A 21,418-nucleotide genomic window follows, 5' to 3' on the forward strand; every position below is an offset into this window, starting at 1 on the left:
GCATCGGCCGGCTTGTCCGCCTCGACCGGGACCAGGCGCGCCGGCGGCGCCAGCGGCTGCAAGGCCACGGCAGGCACCGGGGCCGGCTTCGGTACACGCGGCCGCAGCGTCAGCCAGAGCGCCGCGCCGGCCAGCGCGGCAGCGCACAGCAGCACGAGCCAGGTGCCGGTGCGGCGCGGCGGCGGCGCGACCGGCAGCGGCGGCGGATCGAAGCGCGACTGGAAGCGTGAATCGCCGAAGCCGGGGTCGCTGCGACCGTTGCTGCGCGTGGCCGGCCGCCCCGGTGCCGCGAGGGCGCGTTCAGCCGAGGGCGACAGCGTCGGCGCGGCAGCACGCACCGGGGCCGCCTGGCCCGGAACCGCAGTCGGTGCCTGGGCCGGAGCCGCGGCGGGCGGCGCCCAGCCCAGGCAGCGGCGGAACTCGGCGACGCTGCGCAGGCGCTGCCGCGGATCGACCGACAGCGCGCGGTCGATCCCGGCGAGAAAGCGCGCGTCGTACGGCAGCCCGGTCAGGGGACGGTGCACCCGTGGCACGGCCGCACCGAGCGCGGCCTGGCCGGTGACGGCCGCGTGCAGCAGGCTGGCCAGCGCGCGCAGGTCGGTCCACGCACCGGGCGGCACCAGCGGCTTCTCGTCAGCCGGCGGCGGGGTGCTGCMCAGCAGCACCGGCACGCCGACGCCGCGCACGACGACCGCCTCGGGCGAGATGCCGCCATGGTGGACCTGCGCCGCATGCAGCAGGTCGACCGCATCGAGCACTGGCGTCAGCATCGCGCGCAGCCAGGCCTCGTCGGGGGCGCGCGGCAGGGCCTTCAGCGCACCGGCCAGGTTCGGGCCCGGCACGAAATTCATCGCGTAGTAGGCGGTGCCGTTCTCTTCCCAGTGGCTCTGCACCCGGATCAGCGCCGGGTGCTCGAATCGGGCGAACAGCTTGGCGCGCTGCACGAACTCGCGGCGGCCGGCCTCCAGCGCCGGGGCATCGCCGCTGCGCCGCGGCACCACCTGCCTGCCGTCCTCGCGCTGCGCGAGCGAAGTCGGGAAATATTCCTTGATCGCGACCTGCCGCTGCAGCGACGAGTCCAGCGCCAGGTACACGACACCCGAATCGCCACGACCGATCAGCTCGACGATGCGGAACCCGCCGACACGGGCCCCCGCCAGCAGCACGTCGCTGGCCGGCACGGTGTCGAACTGCGTGGTCGGACCGAAGTCGGGTTTCTGGGGGGCGCGAGGCGTCGTCATGGTCGGAAGGTCAGCGCTGCGAATCCGGCGGTGGGCACTCATTTGATCCGAGCCCATGGTCCACCTGGACCGTGGTTGTCATACATCGGGAGGCCCCGTGAGAAAAGTCACGGCAGGCAACCCGATTCCATCGACGTGTTACCAACGTTGAAGGATGACAGCGTATCGCGCGTCGGGTATCAGGGGTGCAGCTTTTCATGGCGGGCCAGCATCGCCACCAGCGTCGCGATGCGGCGCTCGCGGGTCTCGGGCTTCTTCGCTGTCTGCACGCGCCACAGCACCGCATAGCGGTTGGCGCTGTTCAGCGTCTTGAAGAAGGCAGCAGCCGCCGGCTCGGCGTCGAACGCGGCCTGCAGGTCGGGTGGCGTCGTGATCGTGCGCATCGAGTCGTAGGCCTGCTCCCAGCGGCCGTCGGCCTTCGCGCGATCGATCTCGCGCTGGCCGGCCGGCTGCATGCGGCCCTGCTCGGTGAGCCTCGCGACCTTCTCGCGGTTGACCTTCGACCAGATGCTGCGAGCGCGCCGCGGCGTGAAGCGCTGCAGCCAGTGGTGTTCGTCCAGGCCCTTCTTCGGCCCGTCGATCCAGCCGTGGCACAGCGCGACCTCGAGCGCCTCGGGGTAGCTGACCGAGCCCTTCTCTGCGCCCGGGCGCGAGATCAGCAGCCACAGCCCGTCGGAGCTCTCGTGGTGCTTGTTGAGCCAGGTTTCCCAGCTGCGCGCGGTCGCGAAGCGGCGGGCGCTGTCTTCGGGCGCCTTGCTCATGGCAGCTCCGCGACGGCCTGCGCGAGGCGCTCGATGTCTTCGTCGTCGTTGTAGACCTGGGCCGAGACGCGGATGAACAGCCGGTCGCCGCGCGAGATCACCGGCGCCTCGATGCGCCGCTCGTCCAGCAGCCAGTCCTTCAGGCGCACCGCCGCGGCCGCGTCCCCGTGCGCCAGCCGCGCCGGCAGCGGCAGCGTGACCATGCAGCCGATCATCGCGTCGGGCGTCTCCCACGGATGGCCCCACCGCGCGGCCAGGTGCTGCGCCGCGCGGCGCGCCAGCGCGTGCTTGTAGGCGTGCATCGCTGCCTCGCCGAGGAAGCCGGTGATGAAGTCGATGCCGTCGGGGGCGCACAGATACGGCGTCGGGTCGCGCGTGCCGGTCCAGTCGAATTCCTGGTGCCAGCCGACGTCCAGGCCCCATGAGATGACCGGCGGGTGCAGGCCCTCGCGCCGGCCCGCTGCGGCCCACAGCAGGCCGCACGCGCGTGGCGCGAACGCCCACTTGTGCAGGTTCGCGACATACCAGTCGACGCCGAGCGCCGGGATGTCGAGCGGGATCGCGCCCGGCGCATGCGCGCCGTCGGCCAGCACCGGCACGCCGTGCGCGCGGCACAGCGCCGCGAGCTGCGCGAGCGGCAGCACGAGCGCAGTCTCCGACGTGACGTGGTCGAGGATCACGAGCCGCGTGCGCGCATTCAGCACCGGCTCGAGCAGGCGCTGCGGCAGCGATTCATCGGACAGCGGGAACGGCAGCGTCAGCGTGACGACGCGCGCGCCGTGCTCGCGCGCGACGAACGCGGCGGTGCGCGACACCGCGCCGTAGGCATGGTCGAACAGCACGATCTCGTCGCCGGCCTGCAGCCGCAGCGAACGCAGCACCGCATTGACGCCGGCGCTCGCGTTGTCGACGAAGACGATGTCATCACCCGTCGCGCCGACGAAGGCCGCGACGCGAGCGGCCGCTGCGCGCACGCGGGTGGGTTCGGCCGGCGCCTGCGGCGCGAGGCTCATCAGCTCGCGCAGCAGGAAGCGCGCCGGGTGGCGCTCGATCTGCTCGCGCAGGCGCTGCTGCGCATCGAGCACGCGGCGCGGCGTGACGCCGACGGTGCCGTGGTTCAGGTAGGTGGCATCGGGGTCGAGCCACCAGTGTTCGAGCATCTGTCGTCCGAAGCGCACCGTGTCGGTCCTCCTGCGGCGATTCTGACGCAAGCTCCGCCGCAGCGAACAGCAGATCGAACAACTGGCGCGTGCGCGGCGTCATCTGATGCAGATCCGGCTGCTGCAGTTCGTGACACGCCGCCAGCACCTTCGCGTACACCGCCTCGTAGATGCGCCGCACTGCACCGCCTGCCCCGACGATCTCGCGGTCGTAGCCCGGCACGATGCCGATCAGCCGCCAGCCCAGCCGCTCGAAGGCCTGCTGGGTGTGCGGGATCTTCAGCGTCGCCATGCCGTAGATGAGCCCCATGCCGAGCGCACGGCCGACACGCTCGATCGCGGCGATCGCATGCAGGCCCAGCCCGGCACCGCGGTGCTCGGGCGCGACCACGGCCAGCCGGCCGTACAGCGCCAGCGCCTCGGGCTCGCGTTCGCACGCGATCATCCCGGCGATGCGCTCGCCGCACTTCACCACGACGACGATGAAGTTGCGCGCGGGCGCGTCGGGCAGCAGCACCTCGCTGTCGTAGAACCCGCGGCGCAGGAAACCGCTCGCCGCGCCGACGCCCACGTCCGGGTACCAGCGGTCGAGGTGGGCCACCAGCGCGCCGATGTCGTCGCGCCGCAGCAGCTCGAAGCGGTAGCCGGGCGGCAGCGGCGACGCGTCGAGCACGCCGTCCAGCAGCGCGCGGTCGATGACCGGCGGGCTCACAACAGCCCTCCCGTCGCCGCAGCGGCAGGGCGGTAGCGGATCTCCAGCCGGCCGCTGCTGCGCGCGCCGGCCTGGACGGACACCGGATAGGCCAGCACCTCGCCGACCAGCCCGGCGTACTTGCCGCTGCCGCCCACCAGCCGGCTGCGGCGCACGCCATAGCCTTCGAGCTCGGCCTCGTCGGCCTGCGTCTCGAACACGAAGCGATCGCCGGCCGGATCGACCAGCACGCAGGTGCGGCGGCTCACGACACCGGCCCCGCGCAGGCTGATGCAACGCCCGCTCGCGACGTGGAACGGGCCGCTGCCGCCCTCGACGCGCGTGCGGGCCAGGCTCTCGACCACGACGATCGATTCACCATCGGGCCGGCCGGTCGCGATGACCTCGCGCCGGCTGACGCTGTAGTCGCCGAACGCGACGTGCAGGTCGCCCTTGCCGTGCGCCGCCGCGAGCAGCGGCCCGCAGGCCTGCAGCACCAGCAGCCACTTGAAGCGTGCCTTCATCGCTCACCCCTCCTCGGCGCAGTCGCGCACCGGCAGGCCCTTGTCGGCGGCGTACTTCTTCGCCGCCACGGCCATCATCGGGCCGAGCAGCGTGCGGTCGGACTCGTACCAGTCGGAGGTGTACTGCCACGCCGTGCCGTTCCAGCTGTGGATGCGCGCCCGGTGCGCGCCTTCGTGGTCGGCGCACGAGGTGTGCAGCGGCTGCAGCATGCCGTCGATGCCCAGCGCACCGATGCGGCCCGCGTCGATCGCCAGGTGCTCGGCGCCCCAGCGCACCTGCTCGCCGGTCAACGGCCGGCGGCCATAGCGCGCTTGCGCGGTGCGCACCGCCTCGACCACCAGCAGCGCGTTCAGCAGGCCCCGGTTGTAGAGCACCTGGCCGACCGCCGACGCCTCGCCGGCCCCCTTGCCGCGGCCGTACACGTAGCGGCGGATGTCGTCGTGCACGCGGCGCTGGTCGGCGCTGTGCTGCAGCGTCAGCGCGTTGTAGCCGGCCGCCGCGGCCTGCGCCGGCAGCACGTCGGGCTCGGCACCGGCCCACCAGACGCCGTACATCCGGTCGCGCGGGTAGTTCACCGCGATAGCCTCGTTGATCGCGGTCGAGTTCATCACGCCCCAGCCCCAGATGAACACGTGATCCGGACGGGCCTGGCGGATCTGCAGCCAGGCCGCCTTCTGCTCGACGCCGGGGTGCGCCACCGGAATCGCGATGAACTCGAAGCCGAGCCGGTGCGACAGCGCCTGCAGCACCGGGATCGGCTCCTTGCCGTACGGCGAGTCGTGATACAGCAGCGCGATCTTGCGGCCGCGCAGCTTCGGCAGGCCACCCTCGCGCGCGCCCACATGCTGCACCAGCATGTCGGCCGCGTCCCAGTAGGTGCCGAGCAGCGGGAAGTTCCACTTGAACACGCTGCCGTCGGTCGACTCGGAGCGGCCGTAGCCCATCGTGATCAGCGGGATCCTGTCGGCAGCCACCTTGTCGCCCAGCGCGAACGTGATGCCGGTGGACAGCGGGTTGAAGCTGGTCGCGCCGGTCGGGCCCTTGCCCTTCAGGCGTTCGTAGCATTCGACGCCGCGGTCGGTGGAGTAGCCGGTCTCGCACTCCTCGTAGGTGATCTTCACGCCGCCGATGCCGCCGTCGCGTTCATTGACGAGGTTCAGGTAGTCGACGAAGCCGTTCGCCCACGGCACGCCGTTCGGTGCGTAGGCGCCGGTGCGGAACACCAGCACCGGGAAAAACTGTTCGTTCGGAATCGTGGCATGGCCCGGCGCGGCGCCGCAGGCGGCCGCCACGGTGGCCAGGGTGCTCATCAGTCTCTTCAGCAATGCGTTCATCTCGGGTCCTCGAAGGGGGTTGGCATGCCCCGGTCGGGACATGTCGCACAGCGTAGGAGGAGGACCCTGCCGGGCTCGTCGCGCAGCGACGTTGCTTCGTCGCGCAGCGATGTTGCAAATGTTCGAACTGCGGGTTCAGACGGGCAAAGGCTCGCGGCGCAGCGCCGCCGTCAGTGCCGACGGCGACTGGTAGCCGCACTGCAGCGCGGCCTGGTAGACCGGCATGCCGGCATCGAGGCAGCGGCGGGCGGCCGCGAGCCGGCGCCGCCGCACCAGCGTCATCGGGCTCAGGCCGAGCTCGGCGCGGCAGCGCAACGCGAACTGCGGCGCGCTCAGGTGCACCTGCGCCGCGAGGGCGGCGACCGCCAGCGGCTCGTCGAGGCGCTCGTCGACCCAGCGCTCCAACGCCTCCCAGTCGATGCTGCGGCGCAAGCGGGGGCCGCCGAGCGGCGTGCTGGCCGCCAGGCTCGCGACCAGCAACTCGATGGTCGCCGCCCGCGAGGCCGCATCGTCGGCATGCCGGCGGCTCGCGAGGTAGCGCATCAGGTGGGCCGTCGACGGGTGCACCGAGCGCACCTGCCCGGCCAGCGGCGCCAGCGCCTCGCGGTGCGCGGCATCGGCGGAACTGAGCACCAGGCAGGCGGCACCGCCGCGCATCGCGCAGCGCCGCTGCTCGCCCGGCGGGATCACCAGCACGCGGCCGGGCTGCACCGCGTGGCGGCGGCCTTTCAGCATCAGCTCGAAGCGGCCCTGCATGCCGAAGACGACCTGGAAGTGGTCGCTGGCCGGCACCGTGTCTCCAGCGGTGCACAGTTCCAGCAGCAGCATCGTGGCGGGGGACGGGACGGAACTCATTGACAGCAGCGCGGCGCCGGTGAAAGATCGAATCCCGGTTCATCAGATGAATCCGGATTCATAGCTTAGGCGACCCGATCCACTTGATCAACCCGCATGGCGTATCAACGCACCCCCTACGTCGAGAGCAAGCGTGCCGAGGCGCGCGACCGCTTCGTCGAAGCCGGCCTGACGCTGCTGTCGCAGGGCGGCTGGCGCGACGTGCAGATGTCGGCCGTCGCGGCGCTGGCGGGCTTGTCGACCGGGGCGCTGTACCTGCATTTCCCGTCGAAGACGCAGCTGCTGCTGGAGCTGTACCGGGCGCAGGCGGGCAAGGAGCTGGCGGTCACGACGGCCATCGCCGCGCAGCCGGGCACGGCGCGCGAGCGGCTCGCGGCGGCCATCGGCAGCTTCGCGCAGCGCGCGCTGAACGGCGGGCGGCTGTCGTACGCGCTGGTGCTGGAGCCGACCGACAACGAGGTGGAACAACTGCGGCTGCAGTTCCATGCCGAGTTCATCGCGCTGTTCCAGAAGATCCTGGACCAGGGCCGGGCGAGCGGCGAGTTGCGAGTGGCCGACACGCGCGTGGCGGCGGCCTGCGTGTTCGGCAGCATCACCGAATCGCTGCTGCACCCGCTGGGCATGGCGGCGCAGGCGGCACGGGCGCCGGGCGACGTGCGGCGCGGACGCAAGGTGGATGCGTCGGCGCTGATCGAACCGCTGGTGGACTTCTGCTTTCACGGCGCGGCCGGCGCACCGGCCACGCGCGCCCGGCCCCGCAAATCAGGCTGAGCAGCCTGCGGTCAGCACTCGGCCAGCTTGCGCACCGATTCGGCCAGCTGCTGCATCGTCGCCACCTCCTGCCGCAACAACTCGATCTGCTGCTCCCACATTTCCAGATTGCGGTACTGCGGCGACTTCTTGCCGTAGAAGCGGCGCATGACCCACAGCCACACGCCGATCAGCAGCAGCATCGGTCCCCAGCTCGCGAGAAAGCCGAGCACCTGCGATTGCCAGGTGGGCGCCGGCGTCACGCTGCCGCGCGAATAACGCTGCTCGGCCGACACGACACGCGCGCTCATCGATGCATAGGTCGCCTTCGGTTGCGCCGCCGCGCCCTGGACGCGAAACGCGACCTCCTTCGAGGCCGGCTCGACGACGCCTTCCAGCGGGCTCGTGATCACGTCGACCACGTTCTTCTGCTCGTCGAAGAAGCGGACCTCGACCACGAGGTTATCAGCACAGGCCATGGCGGTGTTTTTCAGCACCCCCAGCGCATTGATCGTGGCGCCCCGCTCCCCGCCATTCCAGCTGAAGCTCGGCTGCACCACCTGGATCGCACTGCCGGCGTCGTCGAAATCAGGCTGCCAGGTGAACCGGTCTGCCGCAGCAGATCTGACGATTCGTGCGTGATCACCCCCGGTGTGCGATGGATCGCATGCCGCGCCACGATGGGCACGCGCGCAGCGCGTCCATCGTGTAAGCAGCCATTACCGGCTCAGGGATGCGATCAGAAACGCGCTCAGAGACGCGGTTCGCCGTTCTCGTTGACGACCACGGTGCGCCCCGGCGGCGCGGTCATCTGCACGTGGTGCTCGATGCCGCGGAACTGGTAGGCCACGTCCCAGTACTCGGGGCGGCCCTGCGCCGGCACGGCGGCGCAGCGCTGCACGTCCTGCGTGGAGACGGTGCGGCCGTCGCGGCCGACATTGGCGCCGATCACCGCACCGGCCACCGCGCCGCCGACGGTCGCGATGTCACGGCCCGAACCGCTGCCGACCTGGTGGCCGAGGATGCCGCCGACGATCCCGCCGATCACCGCCCCGCCGACGTTCGGGTCGCCGCGCTCGTTCTTCACCACCTGCTCGCGCTCGACCCAGCAGCGCTGCGCGGGTGCGGCGTAGATCGCATGCACCGCCGTCACCGGCGCCTCGAAGATGCGCTCCTGCGGGCGGCGGCGCCAGTCGTAGACCGGTGCCGGCGGCGGCGCGTAACGGCCTTCGTCATAGCGGGCCGCGGGGTGCAGCGCGCGCACCGACGACAGCCGGTCGTTCAGGCCCATCGAGCGCAGGTCGGGGTAGCGGCCCGGGCGCAGGATCACGCAGCGCCCGCTGAAGTCGGCGTGTTCGCAGGCCTCCCAGCGCTCGCCGAGCACGATCACCGACGACGCGCGGTCGTTGAAGCCGAAGCGGTCGAAGTTGACGACGTCGCGCTCGGTGCTGAACGCGCGGCCCTGGAAGCCCTCGCGCTCGAAGAAGGTGATCTGCCCGTCCATCGGCTGCGGTGCGTAGCGGCCTTCGTCATGGCGGCGGTCGCGATCGACCGGCCGGGCCGACGACAGCCTGTCGTTCATCCGCATCGAGCCGAGCGACGGGTAGCTGCCGGGGCGCAGGATGAAGCACTGTCCGCCGAACTCGATGTGCTCGCACACCTCCCAGGGCTCGCCGCGCACGACGATCGACGAGGCGCGGTCGTTGAAGCCGAAGCTGCGGAAATCGGACAACGCGTCGCGGGCGGCGAAGCTGCGGCCGCCGAAGTTGTCGTGTTCGTAGAAGGTGGCCTCGGCCGATGCGGCACTGGCGCCGATCGCGGCACACAAGGCCAGTGCGATCTTCAAGACTGCTTTCATGGGGAGTCCATCCTGGTTGGGATTCGTCGCGGGGCCGGTGCGGCCTCGCATGCGTCGGTCAACGCGCCGCGCAGAGTATCCGACGACAGGCGCGCTGCCGATTCGTCGCGGATTTACATGCAGACACGTGGCAGCCGCGTCGACAATCGCTGCCCATGTTCACCGCCGCCATCTTCGACATGGACGGGCTGCTGCTCGATTCCGAACGCACCATCATGCAGGCGTGGCTCGCGTCGGCGCGCGCGCTCGACGTGCTGCTGCACGAGACCGACTACATCGGCGTGATCGGGCTGGCCCATGCCGAATCGACCGCGCGGCTCACCGCGTTGCTCGGCAGCACCCACGACTACGAACGCGTGCAGCGCGATGCGGCACGGCGGCTCGCGCCCGAGGCCGGCACCGTGTTCGCGTTGAAGCCCGGCGCGATGGTGCTGCTGCAGGCACTGCAGCAGCGCGGCGTGCCGTGCGCGGTGGCCTCGTCGACGCACGTGGCCGAAGTGCGGCGCCGCCTCGCGGTGGCCGGCATCGACGGCTTCTTCCGCGCGGTGGCCGGCGGCGATGAAGTGCCGCGCGGCAAGCCCGACCCGGCCGTCTACCTGCTGGCCGCCCAACGCGCCGGCCTCGACCCGCGCACCTCGCTCGCCTTCGAGGACAGCGACCACGGCAGCGCCGCCRCACGCGCCGCCGGCCTGCAGGTGGTGACCGTGCCCGACCTGAAGACGCCCGACGCGGCGAGCTCGCTGCAACAACTGGCCTCGCTCGCCGACGCGCTGCAGCACCTCGACGACTGGTTCCCGCCCGCCCCCAGGAACACCCTGCCCGGGCTTTAGGCGTTTACTAAACAGCGACGGGTTTCTACACTGGCCCGATCGTGGCCTCAACGCCCTCCTCTCCCCCCACCGAAGACGCTGCCCGCCGGCTGCGCTGGGCGCATGGCGATGCGGAGTTGCATGCCTTCGGCGGCATGCTGGCGCCGGTGCGCTTCCGGGCCGCTGGGCGGGCGGATTTCTCGCCGCTGCACGTGGCGCCGTGGGCTGACGATCCACAGGCCCACCAGCAATGGCCCGGCCTGCTGGGCCGCTTGCGCGGCGAGTGGCCGTGYGTGCCGTTCGGGCGCTGCGATCGGCCCGACGGACTGCCGGGCACCTGGCAGGCCCGCCAGCCCGCCGACGACTGGGCGCACGGCTACGCGTCGCACCACCGCTGGCAGTGGCTGGCCTCGGATGCGCTGTCGCTCGCGCTGCACATCCAGATGCCGCCCGGGCACCCGGTGCAGCGCCTGACCCGCACCGTGCGCGCGGTGGCCGATGCACCTGCGCTCGAGATCACGCTGCAGATCGACGCCCGCAAGCCGTGCCGCCTGCCGGTCGCGCTGCACCCGACGCTGCGGCTCGACCTCGGCTGCGTGGCGCTCGACCTGCATCACGACGGCCCGGGCTTCGCCTACCCGGTGCCGACCGAGCCGGGCCGCTCGCGGCTCGCGCCCGGCGCACGCTTCGAGCAGCTGGGCGCAGTACCACTGGCCGACGGTTCGACGAGTGGCCCCACGGGCGACTTCGCCCATTTCCCGCAGCCGGCCGATGGCGAGGACCTGCTGCAGCTGATGGACATCGTCGGCCCGGTAAGCGCCCGCTACCTCGACGCCGGCTGGTCGCTGACGCTCGATTGGGACCGCGCGCTGCTGCCCGACCTGATGCTGTGGGTGAGCCACCGGGGCCGGCTCGCGCCGCCGTGGAACGGCCGGCACCTCGCGCTCGGCGTCGAGCCGGTGAACGGCGCCTGGGACCTGGGCCGCATCGGGCGCCCGCCGGCCGATCACCCGCTCGCGGCGCGCGACGGCATCGCGCTGCACCCCGACGAGCCGTGCGTGATCCGCCATCGCCTGTCGGCCCGGCCGCTGAACCCATGAACTCCGATGGCGTGACCATCCGCGACATCGCCGAGGCGGCCGGCGTCTCGATCGGCACCGTCTCGCGCGCGCTGAAGAACCAGCGCGGCCTCTCCGACGAGACGCGCCGCCAGGTGCGCGAGGTCGCCCGCAACCTCGGCTACGACCCCGGCCGGCTGCGCTCGGCCAAGGCGCGGCGGCTGCTCTTCATGGTGCACCGCCACCACAGCAGCTTCTCGCTGAACCCGTTCTTCTCGCAGGTGATGCATGGCGTCGAAGAGGCCTGCCGCGAGTTCGGCGTGGTGCCCACCGTGCTCAGCGCCGGCCCGGCCGACCCGGTGCGCCAGCTGCTGCGCCTGCACGAGCCCGACGCGCTGATGGCCGCCGGCTACTTCGAGGCCGAGGTGGTCGACCTGCTGCGCGCGATGGACCTGCCGCTCGCGCTGGTCGATTTCTGGATGCCGGGCTGCCGCGCGGTGAACCCCGACAACGCGCAGGGCGGCTACCTCGCGACGCAGCACCTGCTGGCGCAGGGCTACCGGCGCATCGCCTACCTCGCCGGCTCGCTGGCGCACTTCAGCATCCGCGAGCGCGAGCGCGGCTACCGGCGCGCATTGTTCGAGGCCGGCGTGCTGGCCGACCCCGATCTCGAAGTGGTCGCCCCGCCCGGCCTGGACACGTCGGCCGGCGCCGAGGCCGCGATGCGCGAGCTGCTGAAGCTGCGCCCGCGCCCCGATGCCGTGTTCGCCTACAACGACATGGCCGCGCTGGCCGCGATCCGCGTCTGCCAGGCGGCCGGGCTGCGCGTGCCGCAGGACATCGCCTTCGTCGGCTTCGACGACATCGCCGCCGCCGGCTACGGCACGATGGGGCTGACGACGATGCGCGTCGACAAGGAGGCGCTCGGCCGCACCGGCGTCGAGATGGTGATGCGGGGGGACGACATGCCGCAGGACATCGTTCAGCCGGTCGAACTCGTCGTTCGCGACAGCTCCTGTTCACCTCGCTAAACAGGGCTTGTTTCGCGATCTGCGCTGACTCTTGCGCGGGAATCCCCCGTCAGAACGTTCGGCGTGGCGGCCTATCCTGACCGGCGTGACCTCGACGTCACACCCCTACAAGCAGGAGACAAGCGAATGACACGTCACCCTCTGAAGACATTCGTCGCGGCCGCATGCGCGCTCGCGTTCTCGGGCCTCGCGTCCGCGCAGCAAAGCGTGGAGGTGCTGCACTGGTGGACCTCCGGCGGCGAGGCCGCGGCGCTGAACGTGCTGAAGGGCAACCTCGAGAAGCAGGGCGTCAAGTGGAACGACATGCCGGTGGCCGGCGGCGGCGGCGAGGCCGCGATGACGGCCGTGCGCGCCCGCGTGACCGCCGGCAACCCGCCGACCGCCGTGCAGCTGCTCGGCTTCGACATCCAGGACTGGGCCAAGCAAGGCGTGCTGGCCGACCTGAACGCGGTCGCCGCGAAGGAAGGCTGGGACAAGGTCGTGCCGGGCGCGCTGCAGGCGTTCTCGAAGTACGACGGCAAGTGGATCGCAGCCCCCGTCAACGTGCACTCGACCAACTGGGTCTGGGCCAACAAGTCGGTGCTGGACAAGGCCGGCGTCACGACGATGCCGACCAGCTTCGACGAGTTCATCGCCGCCGCCGAGAAGGTGCAGAAGGCCGGCTTCGTCGCGCTGGCGCACGGCGGCCAGCCGTGGCAGGACGCGACGCTGTTCGACAGCGTCGTGCTGAGCACCGGCGGCATCGACTTCTACAAGAAGGTCTTCATCCAGAAGGACAAGGCCGCCCTCGGCTCGCCGACGATGCTGAAGGCCTTCGATCGCATGGGCCAGCTGCGCAAGCTGGTCGACAAGGACTTCTCCAACCGCGACTGGAACCTCGCGTCGGCGATGGTCATCAGCGGCAAGGCCGGCTTCCAGATGATGGGCGACTGGGCCAAGGGCGAGTTCGTCGCGGCGAAGAAGAAGCCGGGCGTCGACTTCATCTGCATGCGCTTCCCCGGCACCCAGGGCATGGTGTCGTTCAACTCCGACCAGTTCGCGATGTTCAAGGTCGGCGGCGACAAGGCCGCGGCGCAGGCCAAGATGGCCAGCGCGGTGATGGACCCGGCGTTCCAGTCGGCCTTCAACGTCGTCAAGGGCTCGGTGCCGGCGCGCACCGACGTGTCCGACGCGGCGTTCGACGACTGCGGCAAGAAGGGCATCAAGGACCTGGCCGAGGCCAGCGGCAAGGGCGCGCTGGTCGGCTCGATGGCGCACGGCCACGCGGTGCCGGCCGGCATCAAGAACGCGTTCTACGACGTGATCACGCGCCACTTCAACGGCCAGATCGACAGCAAGGCCGCCGTCAAGGAAATGGTCGCCGCGGTCGACAACTGATCCCTCGATGAAAGCTCCGTTGATCGCGAAGGCGGTGCTGTCGCCGAGCGTGCTGCTGATCGGCGTCTGCGTCTACGGCTACATCGCCTTCACCGCGTGGCTGTCGTTCACGGCATCGACGATGGTGCCGGTGACCACGTTGTCCGGCCCCGAGGCGTACGTGCGCCTCGTCGGGCTGAACAACTGGGTGCTGTCGGTGAAGAACCTCGGCATCTTCGCGACGCTGTACATCCTCGGCTGCGGCGTGCTGGGGCTGCTGCTGGCGGTGCTGATCGACCAGAAGGTGCGCGCGGAAGCCGGCTTCCGGTCGGTCTTCCTGTACCCGATGGCGCTGTCGTTCATCGTCACCGGCACCGCGTGGAAGTGGCTGATGGATCCGGGCATCGGGCTCGAACGCTCGATGCACGCGATCGGCTGGAGCAGTTTCGCGTTCGGCTGGGTCAAGGACAGCGACCTCGCGATCTACTGCGTCGTGATCGCCGCGGTGTGGCAGACCTCGGGCTTCGTGATGGCGCTGTTCCTGGCCGGGCTGCGCGGCGTCGACACCGAGGTGGTGAACGCCGCGCGGCTCGACGGCGCGCGCACCTGGCGCATCTACCAGCGCGTGATCCTGCCGCAGCTCGGCGCGAGCTTCATCTCGGCCTTCGTGATCCTCGCGCACATGGCGATCAAGTCCTACGACCTGGTGATCGCGCTGACGAACGGCGGGCCGGGGCGGGCGAGCTGGCTGCCGTCGCTCTTCATGTACCAATACACCTTCACGCGCAACGAGATGGCGGTCGGCGCGGCCAGCGCGGTGCTGATGCTGATCGCCATCGCGATCGTCGTGATCCCGTACATCCTGCGCGAGACGCGCCAGGCGGATGCCCATGGCTGAGCGCACGCTGAAGACAGTGTTGCCGCGTGTGGTGCTGTACGGCGTGCTGGGCTACGCCGCGCTGCTGTTCCTGATGCCGCTGTACGTGATGCTGGTCAACTCGGTGAAGCCGCTCGACGAGATCCGCGCCGGCGACCTGATGGCCTGGCCCGACGCGTTCACGCTGCAGCCGTGGCACGACGCCTGGAGTCTGGCGCAGATCGGCGTGCAGGCGACCGGGCTCAAGCCCTACTTCCTGAACAGCTTCCTGATGACGCTGCCGGCGGTGCTGATCTCCACCGGCATCGGCGCCTTCAACGGCTACGTGCTGACGCAGTTCCGCTTCCGCGGCGCGCACCTGGTGTTCGCGATGCTGATGTTCTCGGTGTTCATCCCGTTCCAGATCGTGCTGATCCCGATGGCGCGCACGCTGGGGCTGCTGCACCTGGCCGGCACGGTGCCGGGGCTGGTGCTGGTGCACGTGGTGTACGGCATCGGCTTCACCACCCTCTTCTTCCGCAACTACTACGCAGCGTTCCCGGCCGAGCTGGTGCGCTCGGCGCGCATGGACGGCGCGCGCTTCTTCCGGCTGTTCTTCCGGCTGCTGCTGCCCAACAGCGTGCCGATCATCGTCGTCTCGGTGATCTGGCAGTTCACCAACGTGTGGAACGACTTCCTGTTCGGCGCCTCGTTCAGCGACTACAGCAGCTTCCCGATCACGGTGGCGCTGAACAACCTCGTCAACTCGAGCACCGGGGTCAAGGAATACAACGTGCACTTCGCGGCAGCGTTCATCGCCGGCGCGCCGACCTTGCTTGTCTACATCCTGTCGGGGAAGTATTTCGTTCGCGGCCTGATGGCCGGCTCCGTCAAAGGCTGATCTACACACACCATGGCAGACCTCGCCCTGCAAGGCATCCACAAGCTGTTCGGCGCGACCCGCGTGCTGCACGAGATCGACATCCACCTGCCCGACGGCGAGTTCCTGGTGCTGGTCGGCCCGTCGGGTTGCGGCAAGAGCACGCTGATGAACCTGATCGCCGGGCTCGAGGAGCCCAGCGGCGGGCGCATCGTGCTGGGCGGCCAGGACATCACCGCCGCCGGCCCGGCCGACCGCAACATCTCGATGGTGTTCCAGTCGTACGCGCTGTACCCGAACATGACGGTGGCGGCCAACATCGCATTCCCGCTGGAGATGCGCGGCGTGCCGAAGGCAGAGCGCGACAAGACGGTGCAGAGCGTGTCCACGATGCTGCAGATCGACCACCTGCTGCAGCGCAAGCCGCGGCAGCTGTCGGGCGGGCAGCGCCAGCGCGTCGCGATCGGCCGGGCGCTCGCGCGGCAGCCGCAGCTCTTTCTGTTCGACGAGCCGCTGTCGAACCTCGACGCGAAGCTGCGCGTGGACATGCGCGCCGAGATCAAGCGGCTGCACATGCGCACCGGCGTCACCACCATCTACGTGACGCACGACCAAGTCGAGGCGATGACGCTGGGCACGCGCATCGCGGTGCTCGACGCCGGGCGCATCCAGCAGCTGGCGACGCCGCTCGAGATCTACACGCGGCCGGCGAACCGCTTCGTCGCGACCTTCATCGGCTCGCCGTCGATCAACCTGTTCGACGCGACGCGCGATGCGGCCGGCCTGCTGCGCCTGCCCGACGGCACCGCGATCGGCGAGCTCGCGAACGGACCGGCCGGCAAGGTGGCCGTGGGTGTGCGGCCGGAAGACATGAGCCTGCGCGACGACGGCCAGCTCGCCGGGCGGATCTCGCTGGTGGAACCGACCGGGCCGGAGACCTATGCGCTGGTCGACCTCGGCCACACCGAGGTCACGGTGCGCATGAGCGGCCTGCCGAACGTGCTGCCCGGCGCCGAGGTGCGGGTGCATGTGCCGCCGCAGGCGCTGCATGTGTTCGCGTCCGAGACCGGCGAGCGCCTGAACTGAGGAACTTCTGAAGCAGGAGGACCATGCGATGGAAGCCTGGATGAACGACGTGCCCGCCGCGGTGCGGGATTCGCAGCGGCAACTGCGCCGCGACGTGCGCGACCTGCCCGGCCGCTTTGCGCGGTTGAGCGAGGCACTGGAGGCCGAGGTGGCTGCGATCCGCGCCGAGCAGGCGCAGGGCGGCGCGGTGCCCGAGCTGCACTACCGGGACGTGGCGGCCGGCAAGGTCACTGCAGCGCAGATGGCGCACATCAGGCGGCGCGGCTGCGTCGTGATCCGCCGCGTCTTCGACCCCGACGTCGTCGGCGCGTGGAACGAGGCCATCGGGCGCTACATCGACGCGGTGCAGTACCTGCAGCGCATGCCGCAGAAGGCGGGGCTGGACAAGTACTTCAGCGCGCTCGGCTCCAGCCGACCGCAGATCTACAGCCTGTACTGGTCGCTGCCGCAGATGCAGGCGCGCCAGCATGCCGACATGGCGGCCACGCGCGCCTGGCTGAACCGGCTGTGGACCTTCGAGAAGAACGGCACGCGCCATTTCGACCCCGACCGGCAGTTCAACTACGCCGACCGGATCCGCCGCCGCGAGCCGGGCGACTCGACGCTCGGGCTGTCGCCGCATTCCGACGGCGGCTCGGTCGAGCGCTGGTGCGAGCCGACATTCCGCCACGTCTACCGCGAGGTGTTCGACGGCGACCCGCTGGCCTTCGACCCGTTCGATGCCGAGGGCCGCACCGCGACGCGCGAGATCCCGTCGCCCGCCGTGTGCTCGGCCTTCCGCACCTTCCAGGGCTGGACGGCGCTGACGCGACAGGGCCCGGGCGACGGCACGTTGAAGCTGGTGCCGATCGCGAAGACCACGCCGTGGATGCTGCTGCGCGCCCTGCAGCCCGACGTGCCCGAGGGCGACCTGTGCGGCGCGCAGCCGGGGCGGGCGCTGGGCGCGTCGCCGCAGTGGCATGCGCCGCTGCTGGCGGGGCTGGTGTCGATTCCGCAGGTGGAGCCCGGCGACACCGTGTGGTGGCACTCCGACGTGATCCACGCGGTGGAAGACCAGCATGCGGGCCGCGGCTACAGCAACGTGATCTACATCGGCGCGGCGCCGTGGTGCGGCAAGAATGCCGCCTTCGCGCAGCGGCAGGCTGCGGCCTTCCTGGAAGGCCGCAGCAGCCCGGACTTCGCGCCGGAGGACTACGAGCTCGGCTTCGACGGCCGGGCGCGCGAAGAGAACCTGAGCCCGCTCGGCCGCATGCAGATGGGGCTGAGAGAATGGTCCTGAGCTGACCGATTTTTTCGATGACTTCCATGACAACGACGACGCCGCCCCTGCCCGATTTCCGCCGCCCCGAACCCCTGCTCGCCCACATCCGCCACACGCTCGCGTTCTACGACGGCCGCTGCCGCGACGACAGCGGCGGCTTCTTCCACTTCTACAAGGACGACGGCACGGTCTACGACCGGCGCACGCGCCACCTGGTCAGCAGCACGCGCTTCGTGTTCACGCAGGCGATGGCGTTCCGCCGTTTCGGCGAGCAGCGCTACCAGGACAGCACGCGCCACGCGCTGTGCTTCCTGCAGCAGGCGCACCTGCAGCCGAACGGCGGCTACGCGTGGCAGCTCGACTGGGACGGCACGAAGGCCACCGTGCAGGACAGCACCAACCACTGCTACGGCCTCGCGTTCGTGGTGCTGGCGCATGCGCATGCGCTGATGGCCGGCGTGGAGGAGGCGCGCACCGGGCTCGACGCGAGCTTCGCGCTGATGGAGCAGCGCTTCTGGGAGCCGTCGCGCGGCCTGTATGCCGATGAAGCGGACGCCGCGTGGAAGGTCGGCAGCTACCGCGGCCAGAACGCGAACATGCACAGCTGCGAGGCGATGATCGCCGCGTTCGACGCGACGAAGGACGCGAAGTACCTGCAGCGCGCGCTGACGCTGGCCGAGTCGATCACGCAGCGCCAGGCGGCGCTGGCCGACACGCCCGACGGGCCGCTGGTGTGGGAGCACTACCGCGCCGACTGGTCGGTCGACTGGGACTACAACCGCGACGACAAGACGAACATCTTCCGGCCGTGGGGCTTCCAGACCGGGCACCTGACCGAATGGGCGAAGCTGCTGCTGCAGCTGGAGACCCACCTGCCGGCCGACCAGCGCCCCGCGTGGCTGCTGCCGACCGCGCGCCGCTTCTTCGACACCGCGATGCGCCGCGGCTGGGACGCGGCGCACGGCGGGCTGGTCTACGGCTTCGCGCCGGACGGCAGCGTGTGCGACGGCGACAAGTATTTCTGGGTGCAGGCCGAGAGCCTGGCCGCCGCCGCGCTGCTCGCGCTGCGCACCGGCGACGCCGGCTACTGGGGCTGGTACGACAAGCTGTGGACCTACAGCTGGGCGCACATGATCGACCACGAGCACGGCGCCTGGTACCGCATCCTCACGCCGGACAACCGCAAGATCTCGGACGAGAAGAGCCCGGCCGGGAAGGTGGATTACCACACGATGGGGGCTTGCTATGACGTGCTGAGGGGGATGGGGGCCTGAGGGGCGCGGGACAGTAAGCTCCGTCGCGTGGCCATTCCGAATCACATCACTGTCTTGGGTCAACGCGCAGCGCAGCGTCCCATCTGTTCGACGAAGTCCTCAAGCTCATCGTCATGTCGGTCCGGGATCGAAGCTGTAGCGTGCGGCAAAGCATGTGCGTTGACATGCGAACCGTCAAGGCAACCCGGCGCGCCACAGACATGATGGCCGACCCACCATGGGCTCATAGATTGAGGAGCTGACATGCCTGTGACGAGCAACCCGACAGCAAACTCTGCACAGGGCGGCTGTTGAGGCCGCCTCCTGGCTGCTCAAGCTCGAATCCGAACTTCGTGGCGATCGCGACCTGGTCGCGAAAAGGCTCCAGCGCTGCGCCGACAAGCTGCTCGCTGGTATGCGGGCCATAGACCTCGGCCGTGTCAAAGAAGGTGACGCCCAGTTCATGGGCAAGTCGGAGTGTCTTGATGCCTTGGGCAATGTCCGCTGGGGGGCCGTAGTTGGCACTGATGCTCATGCATCCAGCGCCCAACGCCGAGACCTCAAGTGTTCCGAGTTTGCGTGTGGTCATTTTTCCTCTTCCTTTGCTTTTCAAGCCAGCGGCCCACGAGTGCGACTTTGCCGTCAGTCCTGCGCTGGCAAAGGTGATGCCTGCCAATACATCGCGGCGCTTCATGCCGCAGCCCAGTTCTCGAGCCAGTACGCATACGGCGTGGGCAGCACCCATGAGGACTTGGCCACACCGAGTTGCCGAGCAGCCTGCTGCGGCCAATGCGGGTTGTCCAGCAACCGCCGCGCGAACATCACGAGATCGAGCTGGCCGTCTCGCACGAAGCCGTCGGCCTGCCTGGCATCGGTGATGAGCCAGCTGGTGGCCACCTGCAAGGCTGTTTCGCGGCGGACTCGTTCGGCGACCGGGACCAGCATGTTCGGCGCCCATGGGACCGGGGACATGGTCGAGAAGCCAATGCCCACGTCCACGAGGTCCAGCCCGGCGGCCTTGAGACGCTTCAGTACGTCGATGGATTCAGCGAGGTTCGTGTCGTCATCGCCGTCGAATTCCAGCACCCCCAGCCTGGCCGTGAGCGGAAGCTCTTCCGGCCAGACCTGCCGCACCGCGGCCACCGTTTCGACGAGGAACCTTGCGCGGTTCTCCAGGCTGCCGCCGTAGGCGTCGTCACGTGCGTTGGAGTGCTTCGAAAGAAAGCTCTGCGCCAGGAAGCCGTGCGCAAAGTGCAGTTCCAGCCACTTGAAGCCTGCGTCATGCGCGCGCTTCGCCGCATCGACAAAGTCTTGCTGCACCCGGTGAATGTCCGTCAGCGTCATCGCGCGCGGCACGTGGGGCTGCTCCGCGATCAGTGGCAATGCCGAAGGCGCAATGGGTTCCCAGCGTGCCGGGGCCGTCGAGGCCAGTGGCGCACCGCCTTCCCAGGGTGGCGCGCAGCCCGCCTTGCGCCCTGCATGGGCGAGCTGGATGCCTGGCACCGCAGCCGCCCCCGTGATGGTTCGGGCCACGGCGGCCAGTCCCCGCACGTGCGCATCGCTCCAGAGCCCGAGGTCGCCGGGCGTGATGCGGCCCTCGGGCGACACGGCGGTAGCCTCGACCATCACCAGGCCCGCACCACCGCGCGCCAGACTTGCATAGTGCGGAAGGTGCCAGTCGGTCGCCAGGCCTTCCTTGGCCATGTACTGGCACATCGGCGAAGCTGCGAGGCGGTTGCGAAGAGCGACCCCCTTCAACGTGTAGCTGTCGAACAATCCAGGCATCGAATGCTCCTCGTGATCAGAAGTTGCCGGCGGTGGATTTCGAAAGCTCCTCGAAGGCATGCACTGCCTTCAGTCGGGCTTGCACGGCCGGCGCAATCATCTCGATCGCGTCGCCTCCCGCCACGAACAGGCGTGGCGGTGCCTCCATGCCGGTGAGCTTCACGAGCACTTCGCCGAGCTTGTCGGGGTCCCCCGGCTGCTGGCCATCGTAGGGAGACCACATTTCCTGGGCGCTCACCTCGGTTGCCGCGTAGTCGTCGATTCGATGGCTGGGCCACTTGACGTTGGCAGCCTCCAGCAGGTCCGTGCGGAAGAAGCCCGGCTCGACGACGGTGACCTTGATGCCGAACTTCTCGACCTCGTCGGCGACTGCCAGCGAAAGGCCCTCCACGGCGAACTTGCTTGCGCCATAGGCGCTGCAGTGCTTCATCCCAACGACGCCCGCCACCGAGCTCATGTTGATGATGTGGCCGGAGCGCTGCTGGCGCATGACGGGCAAGGTTGCCCGCATGACGTGGCTCACGCCCCAGAAGTTGGTGGCGAACTGGCGCTCGATCTCTTGTGTCGTCAGCTCTTCGAAGTTGCCGACCAGGCTGTAGCCGGCGTTGTTCAGCACGACGTCGATCCGGCCGAACCTCGTCATCGCCTGCGCGACAGCAGTTGAAGCCTGCGCCTCGTCGGAGACATCCAGTCGAAGAATCTCCAGCTTGTCGGTCGCCACGCCGCGCAGGGCGTTTCTCAGCTTCTCCACGTTCCTGCCGGTGGCGACGACGCGGTCGCCGGCCGCCAGCGCGGCCTTGACGGTTCCGGCGCCGATGCCGCTGCCCGCTCCAGTGATGAACCAGACTTTGCTCATGACGTGCTCCTT

General features: G+C 69.9%; 21 protein-coding genes and 1 pseudogene. 10 read left to right on the top strand and 12 right to left on the bottom strand.

The window, feature by feature from the left end; translation table 11 throughout:
• From AC1D1T_RS14360 to AC1D1T_RS14390, 7 genes and pseudogenes are all read right to left on the bottom strand, one after another.
• Positions 1–1,241, bottom strand: a 1,241-nt coding sequence (locus AC1D1T_RS14360; protein WP_477992035.1) for a protein kinase domain-containing protein, incomplete at its 3' end; no start/stop codon positions are given.
• A gap of 179 nt (positions 1,242–1,420) precedes the next feature.
• Positions 1,421–2,002: a YdeI/OmpD-associated family protein gene (locus tag AC1D1T_RS14365; RefSeq protein WP_465113898.1), complete on the bottom strand. Its 582-nt coding sequence runs from the start codon at positions 2,000–2,002 to the stop codon at positions 1,421–1,423.
• Positions 1,999–3,162 carry an aminotransferase class V-fold PLP-dependent enzyme gene (locus AC1D1T_RS14370; protein ID WP_477826644.1) on the bottom strand — a complete coding sequence of 388 codons (1,164 nt, stop codon included), beginning with the start codon at positions 3,160–3,162 and terminating at the stop codon, positions 1,999–2,001. The genes AC1D1T_RS14365 and AC1D1T_RS14370 overlap by 4 nt, the downstream gene beginning before the upstream one ends.
• A 307-nt stretch (positions 3,163–3,469) precedes the next feature.
• A pseudogene (locus AC1D1T_RS14375) lies at positions 3,470–3,874 on the bottom strand (GNAT family N-acetyltransferase); the annotation flags it as partial.
• A complete protein-coding gene (locus AC1D1T_RS14380; RefSeq protein WP_477826643.1) occupies positions 3,871–4,377 on the bottom strand; it encodes a hypothetical protein in 507 nt (168 codons plus the stop codon). The gene AC1D1T_RS14380 and the pseudogene AC1D1T_RS14375, both read right to left, overlap by 4 nt.
• 3 nt (positions 4,378–4,380) lie before the next feature.
• Complete coding sequence (locus tag AC1D1T_RS14385) at positions 4,381–5,688, bottom strand: ABC transporter substrate-binding protein (protein ID WP_477826642.1); 1,308 nt, start codon at positions 5,686–5,688, stop codon at positions 4,381–4,383.
• A 159-nt stretch (positions 5,689–5,847) separates the two neighbouring features.
• Positions 5,848–6,540, bottom strand: a complete 693-nt coding sequence (locus AC1D1T_RS14390) for a helix-turn-helix domain-containing protein (protein WP_477992036.1) — start codon at positions 6,538–6,540, stop codon at positions 5,848–5,850.
• 123 nt (positions 6,541–6,663) lie between these two features.
• Here AC1D1T_RS14390 and AC1D1T_RS14395 point away from each other — a divergent pair, with 123 nt between their 5' ends.
• The gene (locus AC1D1T_RS14395) at positions 6,664–7,338 is read left to right on the top strand and encodes a TetR/AcrR family transcriptional regulator (RefSeq protein WP_477826325.1); all 675 of its coding nucleotides are present in this window, start codon (positions 6,664–6,666) and stop codon (positions 7,336–7,338) included.
• 11 nt (positions 7,339–7,349) lie between these two features.
• Here AC1D1T_RS14395 and AC1D1T_RS14400 read toward each other — a convergent pair whose 3' ends face one another.
• Positions 7,350–7,796 carry a hypothetical protein gene (locus tag AC1D1T_RS14400; protein ID WP_477826326.1) on the bottom strand — a complete coding sequence of 149 codons (447 nt, stop codon included), beginning with the start codon at positions 7,794–7,796 and terminating at the stop codon, positions 7,350–7,352.
• Positions 7,797–8,068: 272 nt separating this feature from the next.
• Positions 8,069–9,175 carry a beta/gamma crystallin-related protein gene (locus AC1D1T_RS14405; protein ID WP_477841639.1) on the bottom strand — a complete coding sequence of 369 codons (1,107 nt, stop codon included), beginning with the start codon at positions 9,173–9,175 and terminating at the stop codon, positions 8,069–8,071.
• Between the two features lie 155 nt (positions 9,176–9,330).
• Here AC1D1T_RS14405 and AC1D1T_RS14410 point away from each other — a divergent pair, with 155 nt between their 5' ends.
• The 9 genes from AC1D1T_RS14410 (at position 9,331) to AC1D1T_RS14450 (ending at position 18,786) form a co-directional block, all read left to right on the top strand.
• Complete coding sequence (locus tag AC1D1T_RS14410) at positions 9,331–10,005, top strand: HAD family hydrolase (RefSeq protein ID WP_477992037.1); 675 nt, start codon at positions 9,331–9,333, stop codon at positions 10,003–10,005.
• A gap of 41 nt (positions 10,006–10,046) precedes the next feature.
• Positions 10,047–11,084, top strand: coding sequence for a hypothetical protein (locus tag AC1D1T_RS14415; protein ID WP_477992038.1), 1,038 nt, complete (start codon positions 10,047–10,049; stop codon positions 11,082–11,084).
• Entirely contained in the window at positions 11,081–12,073 is a 993-nt protein-coding gene (locus AC1D1T_RS14420) for a LacI family DNA-binding transcriptional regulator (protein ID WP_047503284.1), read from the top strand. The genes AC1D1T_RS14415 and AC1D1T_RS14420 overlap by 4 nt, the downstream gene beginning before the upstream one ends.
• 126 nt (positions 12,074–12,199) lie before the next feature.
• On the top strand, positions 12,200–13,450 hold the full coding sequence (locus AC1D1T_RS14425; RefSeq protein ID WP_465115031.1) for an ABC transporter substrate-binding protein: 1,251 nt from the start codon (positions 12,200–12,202) through the stop codon (positions 13,448–13,450).
• Between the two features lie 7 nt (positions 13,451–13,457).
• Positions 13,458–14,327, top strand: coding sequence for a carbohydrate ABC transporter permease (locus AC1D1T_RS14430; protein WP_047503287.1), 870 nt, complete (start codon positions 13,458–13,460; stop codon positions 14,325–14,327).
• Positions 14,320–15,186 carry a carbohydrate ABC transporter permease gene (locus AC1D1T_RS14435; RefSeq protein WP_047503289.1) on the top strand — a complete coding sequence of 289 codons (867 nt, stop codon included), beginning with the start codon at positions 14,320–14,322 and terminating at the stop codon, positions 15,184–15,186. The genes AC1D1T_RS14430 and AC1D1T_RS14435 overlap by 8 nt, the downstream gene beginning before the upstream one ends.
• A 12-nt stretch (positions 15,187–15,198) precedes the next feature.
• Positions 15,199–16,251, top strand: a complete 1,053-nt coding sequence (locus tag AC1D1T_RS14440) for an ABC transporter ATP-binding protein (RefSeq protein WP_477825733.1) — start codon at positions 15,199–15,201, stop codon at positions 16,249–16,251.
• 28 nt (positions 16,252–16,279) lie between these two features.
• Entirely contained in the window at positions 16,280–17,530 is a 1,251-nt protein-coding gene (locus tag AC1D1T_RS14445; RefSeq protein WP_477992039.1) for a YbiU family protein, read from the top strand.
• Positions 17,531–17,547: 17 nt separating this feature from the next.
• Positions 17,548–18,786 (top strand): AGE family epimerase/isomerase, encoded by a 1,239-nt coding sequence (locus AC1D1T_RS14450; protein WP_477992040.1) that lies wholly within the window; start codon positions 17,548–17,550, stop codon positions 18,784–18,786.
• A 223-nt stretch (positions 18,787–19,009) separates the two neighbouring features.
• Here AC1D1T_RS14450 and AC1D1T_RS14455 read toward each other — a convergent pair whose 3' ends face one another.
• Genes AC1D1T_RS14455 through AC1D1T_RS14465 form a run of 3 tightly spaced genes read right to left on the bottom strand, consistent with a single transcriptional unit; the run spans position 19,010 to position 21,406 of the window.
• A complete protein-coding gene (locus AC1D1T_RS14455) occupies positions 19,010–19,459 on the bottom strand; it encodes an aldo/keto reductase (protein ID WP_477825736.1) in 450 nt (149 codons plus the stop codon).
• The gene (locus AC1D1T_RS14460; protein ID WP_477825737.1) at positions 19,456–20,550 is read right to left on the bottom strand and encodes an NADH:flavin oxidoreductase/NADH oxidase; all 1,095 of its coding nucleotides are present in this window, start codon (positions 20,548–20,550) and stop codon (positions 19,456–19,458) included. The genes AC1D1T_RS14455 and AC1D1T_RS14460 overlap by 4 nt, the downstream gene beginning before the upstream one ends.
• A 16-nt stretch (positions 20,551–20,566) precedes the next feature.
• Positions 20,567–21,406: an SDR family oxidoreductase gene (locus AC1D1T_RS14465; RefSeq protein WP_477992041.1), complete on the bottom strand. Its 840-nt coding sequence runs from the start codon at positions 21,404–21,406 to the stop codon at positions 20,567–20,569.
• Positions 21,407–21,418: the final 12 nt, after the last annotated feature.

Source organism: Rhizobacter sp. P2_H3 (assembly GCF_056403355.1).